This is a genomic window from Pseudomonas hefeiensis, assembly GCF_030687835.1.
GTDB lineage: Bacteria > Pseudomonadota > Gammaproteobacteria > Pseudomonadales > Pseudomonadaceae > Aquipseudomonas > Aquipseudomonas hefeiensis.
Genome location: NZ_CP117449.1, coordinates 509,893 through 530,899 on the forward strand (window position 1 = coordinate 509,893; position 21,007 = coordinate 530,899).

14 protein-coding genes are annotated in these 21,007 nt (G+C 61.5%); 12 read left to right on the plus strand and 2 right to left on the minus strand.

Annotation, left to right across the window (positions count from 1 at the left end; all coding sequences use genetic code 11):
• Positions 1–161: 161 nt before the first annotated feature.
• Positions 162–2,381 (minus strand): primosomal protein N', encoded by a 2,220-nt coding sequence (locus tag PSH57_RS02215; RefSeq protein ID WP_305387549.1) that lies wholly within the window; start codon positions 2,379–2,381, stop codon positions 162–164.
• A 287-nt stretch (positions 2,382–2,668) separates the two neighbouring features.
• Here PSH57_RS02215 and rpmE point away from each other — a divergent pair, with 287 nt between their 5' ends.
• The 3 genes from rpmE (at position 2,669) to PSH57_RS02230 (ending at position 5,170) form a co-directional block, all read left to right on the plus strand.
• Positions 2,669–2,893 carry a 50S ribosomal protein L31 gene (rpmE, locus tag PSH57_RS02220; RefSeq protein WP_256229404.1) on the plus strand — a complete coding sequence of 75 codons (225 nt, stop codon included), beginning with the start codon at positions 2,669–2,671 and terminating at the stop codon, positions 2,891–2,893.
• 41 nt (positions 2,894–2,934) lie between these two features.
• A complete protein-coding gene (locus PSH57_RS02225) occupies positions 2,935–3,720 on the plus strand; it encodes a thermonuclease family protein (protein WP_305387551.1) in 786 nt (261 codons plus the stop codon).
• 181 nt (positions 3,721–3,901) lie between these two features.
• Positions 3,902–5,170: a malic enzyme-like NAD(P)-binding protein gene (locus PSH57_RS02230; protein ID WP_305387553.1), complete on the plus strand. Its 1,269-nt coding sequence runs from the start codon at positions 3,902–3,904 to the stop codon at positions 5,168–5,170.
• 166 nt (positions 5,171–5,336) lie between these two features.
• On the opposite strand, the gene PSH57_RS02235 is transcribed toward PSH57_RS02230, so the two are convergent.
• A complete protein-coding gene (locus PSH57_RS02235) occupies positions 5,337–7,781 on the minus strand; it encodes a penicillin-binding protein 1A (protein ID WP_305390263.1) in 2,445 nt (814 codons plus the stop codon).
• 207 nt (positions 7,782–7,988) lie between these two features.
• On the opposite strand from PSH57_RS02235, the gene PSH57_RS02240 reads away from it, so the two are divergent.
• From PSH57_RS02240 to gltB, 9 genes are all read left to right on the plus strand, one after another.
• Positions 7,989–9,053, plus strand: coding sequence for a pilus assembly protein PilM (locus PSH57_RS02240; RefSeq protein ID WP_305416317.1), 1,065 nt, complete (start codon positions 7,989–7,991; stop codon positions 9,051–9,053).
• Positions 9,053–9,619, plus strand: a complete 567-nt coding sequence (locus tag PSH57_RS02245) for a PilN domain-containing protein (RefSeq protein ID WP_305416320.1) — start codon at positions 9,053–9,055, stop codon at positions 9,617–9,619. The genes PSH57_RS02240 and PSH57_RS02245 overlap by 1 nt, the downstream gene beginning before the upstream one ends.
• The gene (gene pilO, locus PSH57_RS02250; RefSeq protein ID WP_305387555.1) at positions 9,616–10,239 is read left to right on the plus strand and encodes a type 4a pilus biogenesis protein PilO; all 624 of its coding nucleotides are present in this window, start codon (positions 9,616–9,618) and stop codon (positions 10,237–10,239) included. The genes PSH57_RS02245 and pilO overlap by 4 nt, the downstream gene beginning before the upstream one ends.
• Entirely contained in the window at positions 10,236–10,781 is a 546-nt protein-coding gene (locus tag PSH57_RS02255) for a pilus assembly protein PilP (RefSeq protein ID WP_305387556.1), read from the plus strand. The genes pilO and PSH57_RS02255 overlap by 4 nt, the downstream gene beginning before the upstream one ends.
• The gene (locus tag PSH57_RS02260) at positions 10,778–12,850 is read left to right on the plus strand and encodes a type IV pilus secretin PilQ (RefSeq protein WP_305387557.1); all 2,073 of its coding nucleotides are present in this window, start codon (positions 10,778–10,780) and stop codon (positions 12,848–12,850) included. Before PSH57_RS02255 ends, PSH57_RS02260 begins: the two co-directional genes overlap by 4 nt.
• A gap of 4 nt (positions 12,851–12,854) precedes the next feature.
• The gene (aroK, locus tag PSH57_RS02265; protein WP_003196983.1) at positions 12,855–13,373 is read left to right on the plus strand and encodes a shikimate kinase AroK; all 519 of its coding nucleotides are present in this window, start codon (positions 12,855–12,857) and stop codon (positions 13,371–13,373) included.
• Positions 13,374–13,520: 147 nt separating this feature from the next.
• Entirely contained in the window at positions 13,521–14,621 is a 1,101-nt protein-coding gene (gene aroB, locus PSH57_RS02270; RefSeq protein ID WP_305387558.1) for a 3-dehydroquinate synthase, read from the plus strand.
• A 10-nt stretch (positions 14,622–14,631) separates the two neighbouring features.
• Positions 14,632–16,182: an AAA family ATPase gene (locus PSH57_RS02275; RefSeq protein WP_305387560.1), complete on the plus strand. Its 1,551-nt coding sequence runs from the start codon at positions 14,632–14,634 to the stop codon at positions 16,180–16,182.
• A gap of 349 nt (positions 16,183–16,531) precedes the next feature.
• Positions 16,532–20,980: a glutamate synthase large subunit gene (gene gltB / locus PSH57_RS02280; RefSeq protein ID WP_305387561.1), complete on the plus strand. Its 4,449-nt coding sequence runs from the start codon at positions 16,532–16,534 to the stop codon at positions 20,978–20,980.
• The last annotated feature ends 27 nt before the right edge of the window (positions 20,981–21,007 follow it).

A 21,007-nucleotide genomic window follows, 5' to 3' on the forward strand; every position in this document is an offset into this window, starting at 1 on the left:
ATATGTGGTGGCTATTCTTGGTAGCCTGGATGTACTCGGTCCCCTTGTGGGAGCGGGCTTGCTCGCGAAAGCGGCGGCACAGCCAACATCATCGCAAACTGATCCACCGCCTTCGCGAGCAAGCCCGCTCCCACAGGGGGCAAAGCTTGCGATCTGCTCATTCAGTACAAATCCACCGGATCCACATCCAGCGACCAGCGCACCGCTCGTCCGCTGGGCATCTGCTCCAGCGCCAGCAGCCAGGCACTTAATAGCCGATGCAACGGTGCCCGGGCATTGGCTTGTAATAGAAGTTGAGCCCTATAACGCCCCGCCCGCCGTTCCATCGGAGCCGGCACCGGGCCCAAGAGTTCGATGCCCGTGAGGTTCTGTTGCCCTAGCAAACGCTCGGCCTCGCTGCAGGCTTCGTCAAGGAACGCTTCGGCCTGCCCCGGCTTATGGGCTTCGGCCCGCAACAACGCCAGGTGAGCAAACGGCGGCAGGCCGGCAGCGCGACGTTCGCTCAAGGCTTGCTCGGCGAAGGCGAAGTAGCCTTGTTCGGTCAGTTGTATCAGCAGCGGATGGTCGGCCAGGTGGGTCTGGATAATCACCTTGCCTGGTTCTTCGGCGCGTCCCGCCCGGCCTGCGACTTGGACGATCAACTGCGCCATGCGCTCGCTGGCACGGAAGTCACCGGAGAACAGGCCGCCGTCGGCATCAAGGATTGACACCAGCGTGACCCGGGGAAAGTGATGCCCCTTGGCGAGCATCTGCGTGCCCACCAGGATGCATGGCTGGCCCTTCTGAATCGTGGCGAACAACTGATTCATGGCGTCCTTGCGCGAAGTGCTGTCGCGATCGACCCGCAGTACCGGGTAATCGGGAAACAGGATGCCCAGCCGTTCTTCGGCGCGTTCGGTGCCGGCCCCCACCGGGCGCAGGTCCACTTTGCCGCATTGTGGACAATGCCTCGGCACTCGCTCGGCGTGGCCGCAGTGATGGCAGCGCAGCTCGCCGTGGCGTTGATGCACGGTCATTCGTGCGTCGCAGCGCTCGCACCCCGACATCCAGCCGCAGTCATGACACAGCAGGGTCGGGGCGAAACCCCGGCGGTTGAGGAACACCAAGACCTGTTGCCCGGCGGCCAGGGTCTGGCCGATGGCTTGTTGCATCGGCCCGGAAATGCCGCTGTCCAGCGGACGACTTTTTACATCCAGGCGCAGGAACCGTGGCTGCTTGGCGCCGCCGGCCCGTTCGTTCAGGCGCAGGAGCCCGTAGCGGCCGGTGTAGGCGTTGTGCAGGCTTTCCAGGGATGGCGTGGCCGAACCGAGAACAATGGGGATGTTTTCCTGGCGTGCCCGCACCAGTGCCAGGTCGCGGGCGTGGTAGCGCAGGCCTTCCTGCTGTTTATAGGAGCCGTCATGTTCTTCGTCGATGATGATCAGGCCGGGGTTTTTCATCGGTGTGAACAGAGCCGAGCGGGTGCCGATGATGATGTCGGCTTCACCGTCCCGGGCGGCGAGCCAGGCTTCCAGGCGTTCACGGTCGTTGACCGCCGAATGCACCAGGGCGATCCGCGCGTTGAAGCGTTGTTCGAAGCGCGCCAGGGTTTGTGGCCCAAGGTTGATTTCCGGAATCAGCACCAGGGCCTGCTTGCCAGCTTCCAGGGTCTGACGGATCAGTTGCAGATAGACTTCGGTCTTACCGCTGCCGGTGACGCCGGCCAGTAGAAAGGCGTGATAGCTGTCGAAACCTGCGCGAATCGCCTCGCAAGCGGCCCGCTGTTCGGCATTGAGCGGCAGTTCCGGCTGGGCCAGCCAATGTTCATGGCGAGCGCCTGGGGCGTGCCTGCGGATTTCCACCTGGACCAGATCCTTGGCCAGCAGCAGGTCCAGGCTGTCCTTGCTGAGCATCAGTTTGCTCAATAGCTGATGGGCCACGCCGTGGGGATGCTGGGCCAGGGTCGCCAGGGCCTCACGCTGACGCGGGGCGCGGGCGATACGCGGGTCGTCCAGCGAGGCGCCCGGTGCTACCGACCAGAACCGCTCCTGGCGTGCCTCGGCCGGTTCGCCCTGGCGCAACAATACCGGCAGCGCCCAGCTCAGGGTGTCGCCGAGGCTGTGCTGATAGTACTGAGAGGTCCACAGACAGAGCTTGAACAGCGAGGCGGGCAGCGGCGGCGTTGCGTCGAGCAGGGCCAGGGCTGGCTTCAGCTTGTCGGCCGGGACTTCGCTGTGGTCGGCGACCTCCACCAGAATCCCGATCATCTCCCGCCGGCCGAACGGCACCCGCAGGCGCATGCCCGGATGCAACTGCTCACGCAGGACTCCCGCCGGGGCGCGGTAGTCGAACAGGCGACGCAGAGGCGAGGGCAGGGCGAGGCGCAGGATGGCGTCGGGCACGCGGGGGATCTCAATAAACAGGCATTTGGTGAGGCTGGCGCTGAATGTGGGAGCGGGCTTGCTCGCAAAGGCGGAGTATCAGACAGAAATGATGTGCCTGACACACCGCCTTCGCGAGCAAGCCCGCTCCCACAGAAGAGCTTGCGCATGAGGCGGGGAGCCTAGCAGACGGTTGGTACAAGTCATAGCTTGCGTGATTGATGTTGTCTGGTAGAATCCGCGGCCTAATTACGTGCGGTATTCAACAATAGTGTTGGGTGGCGGCACGCTAGCCTGAGGAAAACACCATGAAAACCGATATCCATCCGGAATACCCAGAAATTGCCGTGACCTGCAGCTGCGGCAATAAGTTCGAAACTCGTTCGACCTACGGCAAAGCCCTGTCGATCGACGTTTGCAACGAATGCCACCCGTTCTACACCGGTAAGCAAAAGACTCTGGATACCGGCGGCCGCGTTCAGAAGTTCGCCGATCGTTTCGGTGCTTTTGGCAAAGCAGCTCCAAAGGCCTGAGGCTAATCATTTTGGATGGTCGTCTCGACTGCTCCAGACTGATGAAGAAGGCGTCCCTTGCGGGCGCCTTTTTTGTGTCCGCGATTTGGCTGAGCGGCGCCCAGGCTTTCTGCCCGGTTCCACCTGCCCTGGCCCAGGTGCAGGTCCAGCGAGTGGTGGATGGCGATACCTTGCGCCTGGCAGATGGCCGCAGCGTGCGCATGATCGGACTAAACAGTCCTGAGCTGGGCCGGCAAGGGCGTTCCGACGAGCCGTTCGCCGTCGCTGCACGTCGACGCCTTGAAACGTTGGTGCGCGCCAGTGAGGGGCGCGTAGGATTGATACCCGGCAAGGAAGGCAAAGATCGCTACGGTCGCACGTTGGCCCATGTCTACAACGCCGACGGTCAGAATCTGGAAGCGCAGTTGCTTGCCGAGGGCTTGGGGTTTCACGTGGTGGTCGCGCCGAATGTCGATCTGGCGCACTGCCAGCGCGCTGCCGAACGTCAGGCGCGGGAAGCGGGTCTCGGGGTGTGGAAGCGTTCGCCTGTGCTCCAGGCGCAACAGATCAGGGCATCAGGCTTTGCCGTACTCACCGGCCGTGTGAGCGGGGTCACGCGCAATCGTGGTGGTATTTGGGTCCAGTTGGAGGGGCCGGTTGTATTGCGCGTTGCCCCCAATCTGGTGAGCCGCTTCGATATGGCCTCGCTTGAGCGCCTCAAAGGCAAGCGTATCGAAGCGCGTGGCTGGGTGGTCGACCGTTCGCGACGTGGCAGGCTTGAACCGGGGCACGCGCGCTGGTTGTTGCCGTTGACCGATCCAGGGATGTTGAGCGGCGGGTCTCGATAAAAAATTGTAGACATTTATCGCTGGCATTGTATGCACTCAGACCTTGTGTTCTGTGGCTCTTGGCCCAAAGTCGTAGGGCGGCGCGCTTGACAGGGGTGACTGGTCAGTCTTGTAGGGACTTTGCGAGGCGCGTATCCTCGGCGGTCCGTCTGTCCAACACAGTAAAAAGCGGAATGCCCACATGTCTGATCTGAAAACTGCCGCTCTCGAATATCACGCTAATCCTCGTCCAGGGAAGCTGAGTGTCGAGCTCACCAAGGCCACCGCTACTGCCCGCGATCTGTCGCTGGCCTACAGCCCCGGCGTAGCCGAACCAGTACGCGAAATCGCTCGCGACCCTGAGCTGGCCTACAAATACACCGGCAAGGGCAACCTGGTGGCAGTCATTTCCGACGGCACCGCGATTCTCGGCCTGGGCAACCTCGGCCCATTGGCCTCCAAGCCGGTCATGGAAGGCAAGGGCGTTTTGTTCAAGCGTTTCGCCGGTATTGACGTGTTCGACATCGAAGTCGACTCCGAAAGCCCGCAAGCCTTCATCGACACCGTCAAGCGTATCTCCATTACCTTCGGCGGCATCAACCTGGAAGACATCAAGGCACCTGAGTGCTTTGAGATCGAACGTGCCCTGATCGAGCAGTGCGACATTCCAGTGTTCCACGATGACCAGCACGGCACCGCGATCGTAACCGCGGCCGGCATGATCAATGCCCTGGAAATCGCTGGCAAAACCCTGCCACAAGCCAAGATCGTCTGCCTGGGCGCCGGCGCTGCTGCCATCTCCTGCATGAAGTTGCTGGTGAGCATGGGTGCCAAGATCGAAAACATCTTCATGGTTGACCGTACCGGTGTGATCCACTCCGGCCGTGACGACCTGAACCAGTACAAGGCTGTGTTTGCCCACCCCACCGACAAGCGCTCCCTGGCCGACGCGCTGGACGGTGCCGACGTATTCGTTGGTCTGTCGGGTCCGAACCTGCTGAGCGCGGAAAACCTGCTGCGCATGGCGCCGAACCCGATCGTGTTTGCATGCTCGAACCCGGATCCGGAAATCGCCCCAGAGCTGGCTCACGCAACCCGCAACGACGTGATCATGGCCACCGGCCGTTCGGACTACCCGAACCAGGTCAACAACGTACTGGGCTTCCCGTTCATTTTCCGCGGTGCCCTGGACGTTCGCGCCAAGCGCATCAACGAAGAGATGAAAGTCGCGGCCGCCAACGCCCTGCGCGAATTGGCCAAGCTGCCAGTGCCTCAGGAAGTGTGCGATGCCTACGGCGGCATCAAGCTGGAATTCGGTCGTGAGTACATCATTCCGAAACCAATGGACGCACGCCTGATCACCCTGATCTCCGACGCCGTGGCCAAGGCCGCGATCGAGACCGGCGTGGCAACCCTGCCGTATCCGAAGAACTACCCGCTCAAGAGCGTGGATGATGTGTTCAACGGTTAAGCCGTTGTAGCGTTCAATAAAAAGCCCCGGCTCTCTTTGAGTCGGGGCTTTTTTGTACCTGCCGATTTTGTCTGAGCACCGCTACTCCCACAGGAATGTGTGTAATTTGAGGGCCTGAAAAAAGCCCCGCACTTCTTTCGAAGGCGGAGCTTTTTAGGCGCAGCGGTCAGAACAAATCGATTGGCGCCGCTTCGTCCGCTGGCAGTGGGCTGCCTGGCACGATGCCGTTGTCCAGCTCGTTGATCGACGGTGGGGTGTCTTCGCTCTTGAACAGTTCGAAGTAGGCGCCTGGAGTGCTTGGAGTGGCTGCGCGGCCGCTGACCGGGTCGACCCGCAGGCTGAGGATGCCTTCCGGTTCCGGTTGGGTGTGTGGGGGTTTGTCCTTGAGGGCGGCGCCCATGTAACTCATCCAGATCGGCAGCGCCACGGTGCCCCCGTACTCGCGCCGACCCAGGCTTTCGGGCTGGTCGAAACCGGTCCAGACGGTGGTGACGTAATCGCCGTTATAGCCCGAGAACCAGGCGTCCTTGGATTCGTTGGTGGTACCGGTCTTGCCGGCCAGGTCGGTACGGCCCAGGGCCAGGGCGCGGCGGCCGGTGCCAAGCTTGATCACGTCCTGCAGCATGCTGTTGAGAATGTAGGTGGTACGGCCATCGATAATGCGTTCAGCGATGACCGGCGCTTGCGGTACGGCTGGCGCTGTCGTGGCTTCGCCCGGTGTCGCCTCTACCGTGAACGTCTCGCTGGCCGGTGCGGCGACGCCGTCGCTGGCCTGCTCGCCTGAAGGCACCCGTGGCGGGTTGGCGAGGAACAGCGTGTCACCGTTGCGGCTTTCGATTTTGTCGATGAGGTATGGGGTGATTTTGTATCCGCCATTGGCGAACGTGCTCCAGCCCGTGGCGATCTCCATCGGGGTCAGGGTTGCGGTGCCCAGGGCCAGCGACAGGTTGCGCGGCAGGTCCTGCTTGTTGAAGCCGAACTTGCTGATGTAGTCGATGGTGCGGTCCACGCCCAGCGCCTGCAGCAAGCGGATCGACACCAGATTGCGCGACTTGTACAGCGCTTCGCGCATGCGGATCGGGCCCAGGAAGGTATTGGTGTCGTTCTTCGGGCGCCAGACCTTGTCCAGGTATTCGTCGACAAACACGATCGGTGCGTCGTTCACCAGGCTGGCGGCCGTGTAACCGTTATCCAGAGCCGCGCTGTACACGAACGGCTTGAAGCTTGAGCCCGGCTGGCGCTTGGCCTGCATCGCGCGATTGTAATTGCTCTGCTCGAAGGCGAAGCCCCCCACCAGCGAACGAATGGCACCGTCCCGCGGGTCGAGAGATACCAGTGCACCCTGGGCCGCCGGGATCTGGCTGAACTTGAGGGTGTTATCCGGCTGGCGCTGTACCCGGATCAGATCGCCCACCTGGGCGACGTCCGACGGCTGTCGGGGGGTGGCGCCCATGCTGTTGGTGTTGAGGAATGGGCGCGCCCATTTCATGGTGTCCCAGCTCACGTGCTCTTCCAGCTCGCCATTGCGGGTCAGCACCAGGATGCCGTCCTTGTCCACCTGCGTGACGATCGCCGGTTCCAGGCTGCTGATGGTGCGCTGCTTGGTCAGCTCCTGGGCCCAGGCTTCTTTGGTCTTGCCGGGCAGGCGCGATTCAGGTCCACGGTAGCCGTGGCGCTGATCGTAGGTGATCAGGCCTTCATGCAGGGCGGTGTTGGCCATCTCCTGCAGATTGCTCGGCACCGTGGTGACCACGCGGAAACCCTCGGTGTAGGCGTCGCTGCCATAACGCCCGACCATCTCGGCACGGGCCATTTCGGCGATGTACGGCGCGTTCACCTCAGGGGTCGGCACGTGGTAACTGGCGTTCAGAGGCTCGTTGACCGCGGCGGTGTATTCGGCCTCGCTGATCTTGCCCAGCTTGTACATGCGCCCCAGGATCCAGTCACGACGCTCTTTGCTGCGCGCCGGGTTGGCCAGCGGATTGAAGCGCGACGGTGCCTTGGGCAGGCCCGCGATCATCGCCATCTGCGCCAGGCTCACATCTCGGATCGATTTGCCGTAGTACACCTGCGCCGCCGCCTCGATGCCGTAGGCGCGGTTGCCCAGGTAGATCTTGTTGACGTACAGCTCCAGGATTTCGTCCTTGGTCAGCTGTCGCTCGATTTGCAGGGCCAGGAGGATCTCGGTGGTCTTGCGCGAGAAGCTGCGCTCACTGGTCAGGAAGAAGTTTTTCGCCACCTGCATGGTGATGGTGCTGCCACCGGACTGGATGTGGCCACTTTTGATCAGCTGGCTCGCCGCCCGCATCAAGCTGCCCGGATCGACGCCGTAGTGATTGGCGAAGTTGTCGTCTTCAGCACTTAGTAACGCATTGATGAAATTGGGGGGAATGTCGGCGAAACGGATCGGTGTGCGGCGCATTTCGCCAAACTCTGCGATCAACTTGTCGTCGCTGCTGTACACCCGCAGGGGAATCTGCAACTGAATACTTCTCAGGGCCTCCACGGACGGCAATCCCGGACTAAGGTAAAGAAACGCCCCGCTCAGACCCAGGAGCAGTCCGCAGAAAACGGCGACGATGGACCATCCGAAAAATTTCAGCAGACGAATCAAGGCTTTTGGATATCCAGGCAAAGAATGAAAAGGCGCCAGGTGCAGGGAAGGACCCGTGCTTGCAACAAAGCGAAAAAAAACGCTGGGCATTATAAGCATTTTTTTCCGTTGGTAACGCCACCCGGACGTCCGTCGGGCCGGAGTGATTGAACGCAACGCATATTAGAGAGTCCGTAACTCACGGATAGTCATAGGGAATTGGTAGTGCTACGACTCTTCAATAAAAAAGCCCATACGCTTTTGGGGATAGACATCAGTTCCACGTCAGTGAAGCTGCTCGAGTTGAGCCGCCAGGGTGACCGCTACCGTGTCGAGTCCTACGCGGTCGAGCCGTTGCCGGCCAACGCCGTGGTCGAAAAAAACATTGCCGAGCTCGAAGGCGTGGGCCAGGCATTGTCACGGGTGCTCGCCAAGGCCAGGACACCCTTGCGCAACGTGGCGGTGGCTGTAGCGGGGTCGGCGGTGATCACCAAGACCATCGAGATGGACGCCGGACTTTCCGACGACGACATGGAAAACCAGCTTAAGATCGAAGCCGATCAATACATTCCTTATCCGCTGGACGAGGTGGCCATCGACTTCGAAGTCCTGGGCGTTTCACCGCGCAGCGCCGAGCGGGTCGAGGTGCTGTTGGCCGCCTGTCGCAAGGAGAATGTCGAGGTTCGCGAGGCCGCGCTGGCGCTCGCGGGGTTGACCGCCAAGGTGGTCGATGTGGAGGCCTACGCGCTGGAGCGCGCCTTTGGGCTGCTTGCCACGCAACTGGCCGCGTCCCAGGAGCGGCTGACGGTAGCGGTGATCGACATCGGCGCCACCATGACCACTCTGAGCGTGCTGCATAACGGGCGCATCATCTATACCCGTGAACAATTGTTCGGTGGTCGCCAGCTCACCGAAGAAATCCAGCGCCGCTACGGCCTGTCGCCCGAGCAGGCCGGCCAGGCAAAGAAACAGGGTGGCCTGCCGGATGATTACCTCGGTGAAGTCCTGCAACCTTTTCGCGAGGCCCTGGTGCAACAGGTATCGCGTTCCTTGCAGTTTTTCTTTGCGTCGGGCCAGTACAGTGCGGTGGACCACATCCTCTTGGCCGGAGGCACCGCCTCGGTCGCGGGCCTGGACCGGCTGATCGAACAGCGCCTGGGCACGCCGACCCAGGTGGCCAATCCGTTTTCCAGCATGGCCCTGGGTAGCAAGGTCAATGCCGGTGCCCTGGCCAGTGATGCACCGGCCTTGATGATTGCCTGCGGGCTGGCCCTCAGGAGCTTTGACTGATGGCGCGGATCAACCTTCTTCCCTGGCGAGAGGAGCTGCGTGAGGAGCGTCGCAAGCGCTTTTTGCTGGCATTGCTAGGCGCATTGGTCGGGGCGGTAGGGCTGACGCTGATCGCGGTCCGATACCTGGACAGCGCCATTGACCACCAAGTGGCTCGCAACAGTCACATCAGCGAGCAGATCGCCGTGCTGGACGAGCGCATCAAGCAGATCAGCGAACTCAAGGCCCGCCGCCAGCAACTGCTGGCGCGCATGCGCATCATCCAGGACTTGCAGGGAAACCGGCCGGTGAGCGGGCGCATCTTCGATCAACTGGCGCGAACCCTGCCGGACGGGGTGTATTTCACCGAAGTGAAGATGGAAGACAAGACGCTCTCGATCAAGGGCGCCGCGGAATCGAACAACCGGGTCTCGGACCTGATGCGTAACCTGGACGCCTCGAACCTGTTCGATGCGCCCAGCCTGACGGAAGTCAAGGCCACCACGGCCGGTCAGCTCGATCAGGCCAACGTCTTCCAGCTGACGGTTCGCCAGACCCGTCCGGCCGTTGTCGAGGACGTCCAATGAAGCCGGGAGAGTGGTTCGAAGCGCTGCGCAAGATCGACATCAGTGAGCTGGACACCAACAACATTGGCTCCTGGCCGATGCCGGTCAAATGGTTGACCGGCATCCTGCTGGTCATCCTGGTATTGGGGTTGGGCTATAACTTTGCCTTGAGTGACCTGGAGAACCAGCTGCAACAAGTGCGCGGGGAAGAAAACACCCTCAAGGCACAGTTTGCGGGCAAAGCTCACATGGCCGCGAATCTGGAACGCTACACCGAACAGATGAAGCAGATGGAAGCCTCCTTCGGCGTGCTGTTGCGGCAATTGCCCAGTGACACCGAAGTGCCTGGCCTGCTGGAGGACATCACCCGAACCGGTCTGGGCAGTGGCCTGGAATTCGAGGAGATCAAGCTGTTACCGGAGGTCACCCAGCCGTTTTACATCGAACTGCCGATCCAGATCACCGTGACCGGCGACTACCATGACCTGGCAACCTTCGTCAGCGGCGTTGCCGGGCTGCCACGGATCGTCACGCTGCACGATTTTGACATCGTCCCGATGGAGCCCGACGCGGGGAAAAAACTGCGCATGAGCATCCAGGCCAAGACCTACCGGTACAACGAGCAGGAGGTGCAGCCATGAAGCCGGCTTGTCGCATTTTCCTGCTGGCAGGGCTGGTCGCGCTGGCGGGCTGCAACAACGATAGCGGCTTCAGCGACCTGGACGCCTACATGAACGAAGTTCGTCTGCGCCCGCCCGGCAAGATCGAGCCAACACCGACGTTCAGGCCTTACGAAACCTTCACTTACAGCGCCGCCGACCTGCGCAGCCCGTTTTCACGCCAGGTCAGGGTGGATCAGGCCGGCCGCCAGAAGGGCGCGCGCAACGTCCGGCCCGACCCGGCCCGGGTCAAGCAATACCTGGAGGGCTTCAACATCGAGCAGTTTGAAATGGTCGGGACGATCTCCAACCTCAGCGGCTCCTTCGCGCTGCTACGCGGTGCGGGCGGGGTGCACCGGCTCAAGGTCGGTGACTATCTGGGACGCAACGACGGGCGGATCGTCGGCATCAGCGCCACTCAGGTCGATGTGCTCGAAATCGTTCCTGATGGCGAGGGCGCCTGGCTGGAACGGCCACGGACCATTCCTCTGAAAGAGCACTCAATAGTGGAACTCGAACAATGAACAGGATTTTTCCAACCCTCGGTATGTCGCTATGGATAGCGCTGCTGTCGCCGATGGTTCATGCGGCCAATCTGAAAACGCTGGATGTCGCGGCGCTGCCCGGGGACCGTATCGAGTTGAAGCTCACCTTCGACGGGCCGCCACCTGCGCCCCGGGGCTATACCACCGAGCAACCGGCCCGGATCGCCCTGGATCTGCCAGGGGTAACCAGCCAGTTGGCCCACAAGAGACATGATCTTGGCGCTGGCAATGCACGAAGCGCCACGGTGGTCGAGGCTAGGGATCGTACCCGCTTGATCATCGGCCTTACCCAGCTTGCGCCATATACCGCGCGGGTCGAGGGCAACGCCCTGCTCGTGGTGGTTGGCAAGGGTGCGGCTCCCCGCGCCACTTCCCAGGCTTCACGCCCGCCAGCCCCCAGTGTTGTGCCCGCCAGAGCCAGTGCGCCGGCGGGCAAGGCCATTCGAGGGGTTGATTTCCAGCGCGGCACTCAGGGCGAAGGCAACGTGGTGATCGATCTGTCGGACCCCTCCATCACCCCTGACATTCAGGAGCGTGAGGGCAAGATCATCCTCAACTTCGCCAAGACCCAGTTGCCCGAACCGCTGCGAGTGCGCCTGGACGTCAAGGATTTCGCCACCCCGGTGCAGTTCGTCAACGCCAGTGCGGGCGCCGACCGGACCACCATCAGCATCGAACCCAGCGGCACTTTCGATTACTCCACCTACCAGACGGATAACAAGCTGACCGTCAGTGTCCGGCCCATGACTGTCGAGGACCTGCAGAAACGCGATGCCGGTCGCGCGGCCTACAGCGGTGAAAAGTTGTCCCTCAACTTTCAGGACATCGAGGTGCGCTCGGTCCTTCAACTGATTGCCGATTTCACCAACCTTAACCTGGTGGCCAGTGACACGGTGCAGGGCGGCATTACCCTGCGCTTGCAAAATGTGCCCTGGGACCAGGCGCTGGACCTGGTGCTCAAGACCAAAGGGCTGGACAAGCGCAAGGTTGGCAATGTGCTGCTGGTGGCGCCTGCCGACGAAATTGCGGCGCGTGAGCGCCAGGAGCTCGAATCCCAGAAGCAGATTGCCGACCTGGCGCCGCTAAGGCGTGAGCTCTTGCAGGTCAACTATGCGAAGGCTGCGGACATTGCCAAGCTGTTCCAGTCGGTGACCAGCGCCGAAGCCAAGGCCGATGAGCGCGGTACGATCACCGTTGATGAGCGAACCAACAACATCATTGCCTACCAGACCCAGGACCGGCTCGATGAGCTGCGCCGGATCGTGGCGCAGTTGGATATCCCGGTGCGCCAGGTCATGATCGAGGCGCGGATTGTCGAGGCCAACGTCGACTACGACAAGAGCCTGGGCGTGCGCTGGGGTGGGTCGATACAGAACAAGGGCAACTGGAATTCCTCCGGGGTCACCACCGGCGACTCCACCACCATCGGCACGCCGGGCAGCACCAGCACCAACCAGCCGTTTGTCGATCTGGGCGCGTCGGGCAATACATCCGGCATCGGCATCGCCTTCATCACCGACAATGTACTGCTGGACCTGGAATTGACGGCCATGGAGAAAACCGGCAACGGGGAAATCGTCTCCCAGCCCAAGGTGGTGACGTCCGACAAAGAGACGGCAAAGATCCTCAAAGGTACGGAGATTCCCTATCAGGAAGCCAGTTCCAGCGGTGCTACCTCGGTGTCGTTCAAGGAGGCCTCGCTGTCCCTGGAGGTGACCCCGCAGATCACTCCGGACAACCGCATCATCATGGAGGTCAAGGTCACCAAGGATGAGCCGGATTACCTGAACATGGTGCAGGATGTGCCGCCGATCAAGAAAAACGAAGTCAACGCCAAGGTGCTGGTCAATGACGGCGAGACCATTGTGATTGGCGGGGTTTTCTCAAATACTCAGAGCAAGGTCGTAGATAAGGTGCCATTTCTTGGCGATGTGCCGTATCTTGGCCGCCTTTTCCGGCGTGATGTGGTTTCGGAGAAAAAATCCGAGCTGTTGGTATTCCTCACTCCGCGTATCATGAATAACCAGGCGATTGCTGTGAGTCGTTGATTCTGTGCGAAATTTGATTCTTGTTGGGCCGATGGGCGCTGGAAAAAGCACCATCGGCCGTTTGCTGGCCAAAGAGCTGCGCCTGCCATTCAAAGATTCCGACAAGGAAATTGAATTGCGCACGGGCGCCAATATCCCATGGATCTTCGATAAGGAAGGCGAGCCCGGCTTTCGTGACCGCGAGCAGGCGATGATCGCCGAACTGTGCGCGTTCGACGGTGTGGTGCTGGCCACCGGTGGCGGCGCGGTGATGCGCGAGGCCAATCGTCGGGCATTGCATGCCGGCGGACGAGTGGTTTATCTGCACGCTTCTGTCGAACAGCAAGTCGGTCGCACCGCTCGGGATCGTAACCGTCCGCTGTTGCGCACCGCCGACCCGGCCAAGACCTTGCGCGACCTGCTGGAGCTGCGTGATCCGCTCTACCGGGAGATCGCTGATCTGGTGGTGGAAACCGACGAGCGGCCGCCGCGAATGGTGGTGCTGGACATTCTTGATCGCCTGCAGCAACTGCCGCCCCGTTAATGCGTCGCGGGAAATGCGTTATCCTCGGCGTCCCGTCGTGGCCCGCCGGGACGTGGCCGATAGCCACCGATTGACATCGCAACAGGCACCGTGGACTTTCGTTAATTGCAGGCAGGACGCCTGATTCCATCTTCACTGTGGGGACACATGCAGACACTTAAGGTCGACCTGGGCGAGCGCAGCTACCCGATTCACATTGGCGAAGGTTTGCTGGACCGGCCCGACTTGCTGGCGCCGCATATCGCCGGACGGCAAGTGGCGATTATCTCCAACGAAACCGTCGCACCTTTGTATCTGGAGCGTCTGACCCGCAGCCTGTCGGCTTTCTCGGTCATTTCCGTGGTGCTGCCCGACGGCGAAGCCTTCAAGAATTGGGAAACCCTGCAGCTTATTTTCGATGGCCTGTTGACCGCGCGGCATGACCGCCGCACCACGGTGGTGGCCCTGGGTGGTGGCGTGATCGGCGACATGGCCGGTTTCGCCGCCGCTTGTTATCAGCGCGGTGTTGATTTCATCCAGATCCCCACCACCCTGTTGTCGCAGGTGGACTCGTCGGTGGGCGGCAAGACCGGGATCAACCATCCGCTGGGCAAAAACATGGTGGGTGCTTTCTACCAGCCCAACGTGGTGCTGATCGACACCGCAACCCTCAATACATTGCCCGCCCGTGAGCTGTCTGCGGGGCTGGCGGAAGTCATCAAGTACGGGCTGATCTGCGACGAACCGTTCCTGGGTTGGCTGGAAGAAAATGTCGACCGCCTGCGTGCGCTGGATCAGGTCGCCCTGACCTACGCCATCGAGCGTTCCTGTGCGGCCAAGGCTGCGGTGGTCGGTGCCGATGAGCGCGAGTCGGGCGTGCGCGCCACGCTCAACCTTGGCCACACCTTTGGCCACGCCATCGAAACCCACATGGGCTATGGTGTCTGGCTCCATGGCGAAGCGGTTGCGGCGGGTACGGTCATGGCCCTGGAGATGTCCGCGCGTTTGGGCTGGATCAGTGAACAGGAACGCGATCGCGGTATTGCTCTGTTCCAGCGCGCCGGGTTGCCGGTAATCCCGCCCGAAGAAATGAGCGAAGCCGATTTTCTCGAACACATGGCAATCGACAAAAAAGTGATCGACGGTCGCCTGCGTCTGGTGCTGCTGCGCCGCATGGGCGAAGCTGTGGTGACCGACGATTATCCGAAAGAGGTTCTACAGGCCACGCTGGGAGCGGATTATCGCGCCCTGGCTCAGCTTAAAGGTTAATAAGATTCCGATGACTAGTTTGCATGCCGACGAGGCTTTCCTCGGCCATTTCCAGTTGAGTCATGACCCTTTCGCGCCACGGGTTCCAGGCTTCAAGTTTTTCCCCGCCCAGCGCAAGCCGGTCCTGGGCCAGTTACATCACCTGGCGCGTTACAGCCAGTTGTTGCTGGTGGTCACTGGTCCTCAAGGCAGCGGCAAGACCTTGCTGCGCCAGGCCCTGGTGGCCAGCACCAACAAACAGTCGGTGCAAAGCGTGGTGGTATCGGCCCGCGGCGCCGGTGACGCGGCCGGTGTGTTGCGTCAGGTGGCCCAGGCGCTGAATGTCGCCCAGGCTGAAGTCGGTGCGATTCTGGATCAGATCGTGCAACTGGCACTGACCGGGCAGGAAGTCTACCTGTTGGTGGACGACGCCGAGCAACTCGACGAGTCGGCCCTCGAAGCCTTGCTGGCCCTGGCTGCCGGTGCGCCGGAAGGCCGTCCCCACGTTTTCCTGTTTGGCGAGTCGTCGCTGATCGCCGATCTGGAGCAACTGAATCTTGAGCAAGAGCGCTTTCACGTCATTGAGCTGGCGCCCTACACCGAAGAAGAAACCCGTGAATATCTGGCCCAACGCCTTGAAGGCGCCGGTCGGGGTATCGAACTTTTCACTGCGGATCAGATCTCTGAGATTCACGAAAGCTCCGACGGCTGGCCTGGAAATATTAACCAGGTGGCCCGTGATGCGCTCATTGAAGTCATGATTGCCAGCCGCTCAGCGGTTAAGCGTCCAAGTATGGGGTTCAACATGCCGAAGAAACACGTATTGGCGATTTCCGCCGTTGTCGTGGTCGCGATCGCCGCCGCCTGGCTGATGCCGGGTCGCAGCAAGGCGCCGACCACGGGAGCGCCGGCCAACGAACAGGCCCAATTGCCCCTGGGCCAGGATGCAGCGCCAGCCAATGGCGCTGCTCCCGAGGTGGAATTTGCCGGTAACACCCAGCCGATGCCGCTGCCGCTGGTCGGGCAGTCGCAACCGGTCATGCGCAGTCCCCTGGCTGAGGCCGCCGGCGGCATCACCGAAGGCGACGACGGTACGGCACCACCGATCGATGACACCAGCGATACGCCGCCAACCGTGACCACCACCGCGCCACCGACGGGAGTGCCGGCCGGTCCGTCACCCACGCCGACCCCGGCGCCCGCTCCGGCCGCCAAGCCAGCACCGGCCCCCGCACAGGTGGCCACCGCCAAACCTGCTCCAGCCCCGGCCGCCAAACCGGCCACCCAGGCCGCGGGCGGTAGCTGGTATGCCGGTCAGGCTCCAGGCAGCTACGTGGTACAGATCCTCGGCACCAGCTCCGAAGCGTCTGCGCAAAAATTCGTCAAGGAGCAGGGCGGCGAGTACCGTTATTTCAAGAAAATGCTTAACGGCAAACCGCTTTATGTCATCACCTACGGCAATTTCGCCAACCGTGATGCAGCCGTTTCCGCCATCAAAGCCTTGCCAGCGAAGGTTCAGGCTGGTAAACCTTGGCCTCGCACTGTCGCCAGCGTCCAACAGGAACTGGCAGCAACTCGCTGAAGATTCGGCGGCCTTACCCAGGTCGCCTCTCCCGGCACCTCAAAATTTCCGCAAGGGCGAGCGACCTTTCAGGTCGCGCGCCTTGTGGTGTCTGCGTCACAGTAGCGTTTGAGTCGCAGCGGTCGAACCCAAAAAAGTTTTGACTAGCACAGCGTATGGCTTTAAACCTTTCACAAATGCGACATGGATTTGCGACGTTTCGTCGTCAAATTTGTGAGCCCTTGTGTCGGTGTGTACAATGACCTCCCTTTTGCCCCCGCAAAGCTGGCGTACGTTCAGCGCGGCACGCAACTGGCTGAATTGAAAAGAAATTTGCCTCGATAAGAGGCAGCCTGGTGAGAAAGTGTCTATGAAAGCAGGTCTGTACCAACCAGATGAATTCAAGGATAACTGCGGTTTCGGCCTGATTGCTCATATGCAGGGCGAGCCCAGCCATACCCTTTTACAAACGGCCATCGAGGCCCTGACCTGCATGACCCACCGTGGTGGGATCAACGCCGACGGCAAGACCGGTGACGGTTGTGGCTTGCTGATTCAAAAGCCTGACGAGTTCCTGCGTGCCGTTGCCCAGGAAACGTTTGGCGTGACCCTGCCCAAGCAGTACGCGGTGGGCATGGTGTTCTTCAATCAGGACCCGGTGAAGGCCCAGGCGGCTCGCGAAAACATGAATCGCGAGATCCTGGCCGCCGGCCTGCAATTGGTCGGCTGGCGCAAGGTGCCGATCAACACCAGCGTTCTGGGGCGCCTGGCCCTTGAGCGTCTGCCGCAGATCGAGCAAGTGTTCATCGCGGGCGAAGGCCTGAGCGACCAGGACATGTCGATCAAGCTGTTCAGCTCCCGCCGTCGTTCGTCCGTGGCCAACGCGGCCGACACCGATCACTACATCTGCAGTTTTTCCCACAAAACCATCATCTATAAAGGCCTGATGATGCCGGCGGACCTCACCGCCTTCTATCCGGACCTGAGCGACGAGCGCCTGAAAACTGCGATCTGCGTGTTCCACCAGCGCTTCTCCACCAACACCCTGCCGAAATGGCCGCTGGCCCAGCCATTCCGCTTCCTCGCCCACAACGGCGAGATCAACACCATCACCGGCAACCGTAACTGGGCCGTGGCCCGTCGGACCAAGTTCGCCAACGACCTGATGCCGGATCTCGAAGAACTCGGCCCGCTGGTCAACCGCGTGGGTTCGGACTCCTCGAGCATGGACAACATGCTGGAGCTGATGGTCACCGGCGGCATCGACCTGTTCCGTGGCGTGCGCATGCTGGTGCCGCCGGCCTGGCAGAACGTCGAGACCATGGACCCGGACCTGCGTGCGTTCTACGAATACAACTCCATGCACATGGAACCGTGGGACGGCCCGGCCGGTATCGTCATGACCGACGGTCGTTATGCCGTGTGCCTGCTGGACCGTAACGGTCTGCGTCCGGCGCGCTGGGTGACCACCACCAACGGTTTCATCACCCTGGCTTCGGAAATCGGTGTCTGGAACTACCAGCCCGAAGACGTCATCGCCAAGGGCCGCGTGGGCCCGGGCCAGATTTTTGCCGTGGACACTGAAACCGGGCAGATCCTCGACACCGACGCCATCGACAACCGTCTCAAGTCCCGTCATCCGTACAAGCAATGGCTGCGCAAGAACGCCCTGCGCATCCAGGCGACCATGGAGGACAACGATCACGGTTCGGCTTTCTACGACGTCGATCAACTCAAGCAGTACATGAAGATGTATCAGGTGACGTTCGAAGAGCGTGACCAGGTGCTGCGTCCGCTGGGTGAGCAGGGCTACGAAGCGGTCGGCTCCATGGGCGACGACACGCCGATGGCCGTGCTTTCGCAGCGCGTGCGCACGCCATACGATTATTTCCGCCAGCAGTTCGCCCAGGTGACCAACCCGCCGATCGACCCGCTGCGCGAAGCGATCGTGATGTCCTTGGAAATCTGCCTCGGTGCCGAGCGCAACATCTTCCAGGAGTCGCCGGAACATGCCTCGCGTGTGATCCTCAGCTCGCCGGTCATTTCCCCGGCCAAGTGGCGCTCGCTGACCAACCTCGACCGTCCGGGCTTTGCGCGCCAGGTCATCGACCTGAACTACGACGAAAGCGTCGGCCTCGAAGCGGCGATCCGCAACGTTGCCGACCAGGCTGAAGAAGCCGCGCGCGCCGGTCGCACCCAGATCGTGCTGACCGACCGTCACATCGCCCCGGGCAAGCTGCCGATCCACGCCTCGCTGGCCACTGGTGCGGTGCACCATCGCCTGACCGAAAAAGGCCTGCGCTGCGATTCCAACATCCTGGTGGAAACCGCCACCGCTCGCGATCCGCATCACTTTGCGGTGCTGATCGGTTTCGGTGCTTCGGCGGTGTATCCATTCCTGGCCTATGAAGTGCTGGGTGACCTGATCCGTACCGGTGAAGTGCTGGGCGACCTCTATGAGGTGTTCAAGAACTACCGCAAAGGCATCACCAAGGGCCTGCTCAAGATTCTGTCGAAGATGGGCATTTCGACCATCGCTTCGTACCGCGGTGCGCAATTGTTCGAGGCCATCGGCCTGTCCGAAGAAGTCTGCGAACTGAGCTTCCGTGGCGTGCCAAGCCGCATCAAGGGTGCACGTTTCGTCGACATCGAAGCCGAACAGAAAGCCCTGGCGGCCGAAGCCTGGAGCCCGCGTAAGCCGATCCAGCAAGGCGGCCTGCTGAAGTTCGTCCACGGTGGCGAATATCACGCCTACAATCCGGACGTGGTCAACACCTTGCAAGCCGCCGTGCAGCAGGGCGACTACGGCAAGTTCAAGGAATACACCTCGCTGGTGGACAATCGTCCGGTGTCGATGATTCGCGACCTGCTCAAGGTCAAGACCCTGGATACGCCACTGGACATCAGTGAAATCGAGCCGCTCGAATCGGTGCTCAAGCGCTTCGATTCCGCCGGTATTTCCTTGGGTGCCTTGTCCCCGGAAGCTCATGAAGCCCTGGCCGAAGCCATGAACCGCCTTGGCGCGCGTTCCAACTCCGGCGAAGGTGGTGAAGACCCGGCGCGCTACGGCACCATCAAGAGTTCGAAGATCAAGCAGGTTGCCACCGGCCGCTTTGGTGTGACGCCGGAGTACCTGGTCAACGCTGAAGTGCTGCAGATCAAGGTTGCCCAGGGTGCCAAGCCCGGCGAAGGCGGCCAGCTGCCCGGCGGCAAGGTCAACGGTCTGATCGCCAAACTGCGTTACGCGGTACCCGGCGTGACCCTGATCTCGCCGCCGCCGCATCACGACATCTATTCGATCGAAGACTTGTCGCAACTGATCTTCGACCTCAAGCAGGTGAACCCGAAGGCGCTGGTCTCGGTGAAACTGGTGGCAGAAGCCGGCGTTGGCACCATCGCCGCCGGTGTGGCCAAGGCCTATGCCGACCTGATCACCATCTCCGGCTATGACGGCGGCACTGGCGCATCGCCGCTGACCTCGATCAAATACGCCGGCGCCCCGTGGGAACTGGGCCTGGCCGAAACTCACCAGACCCTGCGTGGCAACGACTTGCGCGGCAAGGTCCGGGTGCAGACCGATGGCGGCCTGAAAACCGGCCTGGACGTGATCAAGGCGGCCATCCTCGGCGCCGAGAGCTTCGGCTTCGGCACCGCGCCGATGATCGCCCTGGGTTGCAAATACCTGCGTATCTGCCACCTGAACAACTGTGCCACCGGCGTGGCGACCCAGAACGAAAAGCTGCGCAAGGACCACTACATCGGTACCGTCGACATGGTGGTGAACTTCTTCACCTACGTGGCCGAGGAAACCCGCGAGTGGCTGGCGAAGCTGGGCGTGCGTTCGCTCGAAGAGCTGATCGGTCGTACCGACCTGCTGGAAGTGCTCGAGGGCCAGACCGCCAAGCAGCATCACCTGGACCTGACGCCGTTGCTGGGCAGCGATCTCATCCCGGCGGACAAACCACAGTTCTGCCAGGTTGATCGCAACCCGCCGTTCGACAAGGGCGAGCTGGCCGAGAAGATGGTCGTCATGGCCGCTTCGGCGATCAACGACCTCAGTGGTGCCGAGTTCGACCTGGATATCTGCAACTGCGACCGTTCCATCGGCGCGCGGATCTCCGGCGAAATCGCTCGCAAGCACGGCAACCAGGGCATGGCCAAGGCGCCGGTCACCTTCCGTTTCAAGGGCACCGCAGGCCAGAGCTTCGGCGTCTGGAACGCCGGTGGCCTGGATATGTACCTGGAAGGCGATGCCAACGACTACGTGGGTAAGGGCATGACCGGCGGCAAACTGGTCATCGTTCCGCCCAAGGCCAGTGTCTACAAGACTCAGGACAGTGCCATCATCGGCAACACCTGCCTGTACGGCGCCACCGGCGGTAAGCTGTTCGCCGCTGGCACTGCGGGCGAGCGTTTCGCCGTGCGTAACTCCGGGGCCCACACTGTGGTGGAGGGCACCGGTGATCATTGCTGCGAGTACATGACCGGTGGTTTCGTCTGTGTCTTGGGCAAGACCGGTTACAACTTCGGCTCTGGGATGACCGGCGGTTTCGCCTACGTGCTCGACCAGGACAACACCTTCGTTGACCGAGTCAATCACGAACTGGTGGAAATCCAGCGGATCAGCGGCGAGGCGATGGAAGCCTACCGCAGTCACCTGCAGCGCGTGCTGGACGAATACGTCGAGGAAACCGACAGCGAGTGGGGTCGTGAACTCGCCGAAAACCTCGATGACTATCTGCGCCGTTTCTGGCTGGTCAAGCCCAAGGCTGCCAACCTGAAGTCGTTGCTTTCCAGCACCCGTGCCAACCCGCAGTGATATGCGCCTGAAGAGTTTGATGAGGTT

Bases quoted from the DNA above. Each gene is read 5' to 3' on its own strand.
- PSH57_RS02230 (WP_305387553.1), top strand. From the start codon at position 3,902: ATGTCTGATCTGAAAACTGCCGCTCTCGAATATCACGCTAATCCTCGT.
- PSH57_RS02225 (WP_305387551.1), top strand. From the start codon at position 2,935: ATGAAGAAGGCGTCCCTTGCGGGCGCCTTTTTTGTGTCCGCGATTTGG.
- PSH57_RS02275 (WP_305387560.1), top strand. From the start codon at position 14,632: ATGACTAGTTTGCATGCCGACGAGGCTTTCCTCGGCCATTTCCAGTTG.
- PSH57_RS02245 (WP_305416320.1), top strand. From the start codon at position 9,053: ATGGCGCGGATCAACCTTCTTCCCTGGCGAGAGGAGCTGCGTGAGGAG.
- rpmE (WP_256229404.1), top strand. From the start codon at position 2,669: ATGAAAACCGATATCCATCCGGAATACCCAGAAATTGCCGTGACCTGC.
- pilO (WP_305387555.1), top strand. From the start codon at position 9,616: ATGAAGCCGGGAGAGTGGTTCGAAGCGCTGCGCAAGATCGACATCAGT.
- aroB (WP_305387558.1), top strand. From the start codon at position 13,521: ATGCAGACACTTAAGGTCGACCTGGGCGAGCGCAGCTACCCGATTCAC.
- gltB (WP_305387561.1), top strand. From the start codon at position 16,532: ATGAAAGCAGGTCTGTACCAACCAGATGAATTCAAGGATAACTGCGGT.
- PSH57_RS02260 (WP_305387557.1), top strand. From the start codon at position 10,778: ATGAACAGGATTTTTCCAACCCTCGGTATGTCGCTATGGATAGCGCTG.
- PSH57_RS02255 (WP_305387556.1), top strand. From the start codon at position 10,236: ATGAAGCCGGCTTGTCGCATTTTCCTGCTGGCAGGGCTGGTCGCGCTG.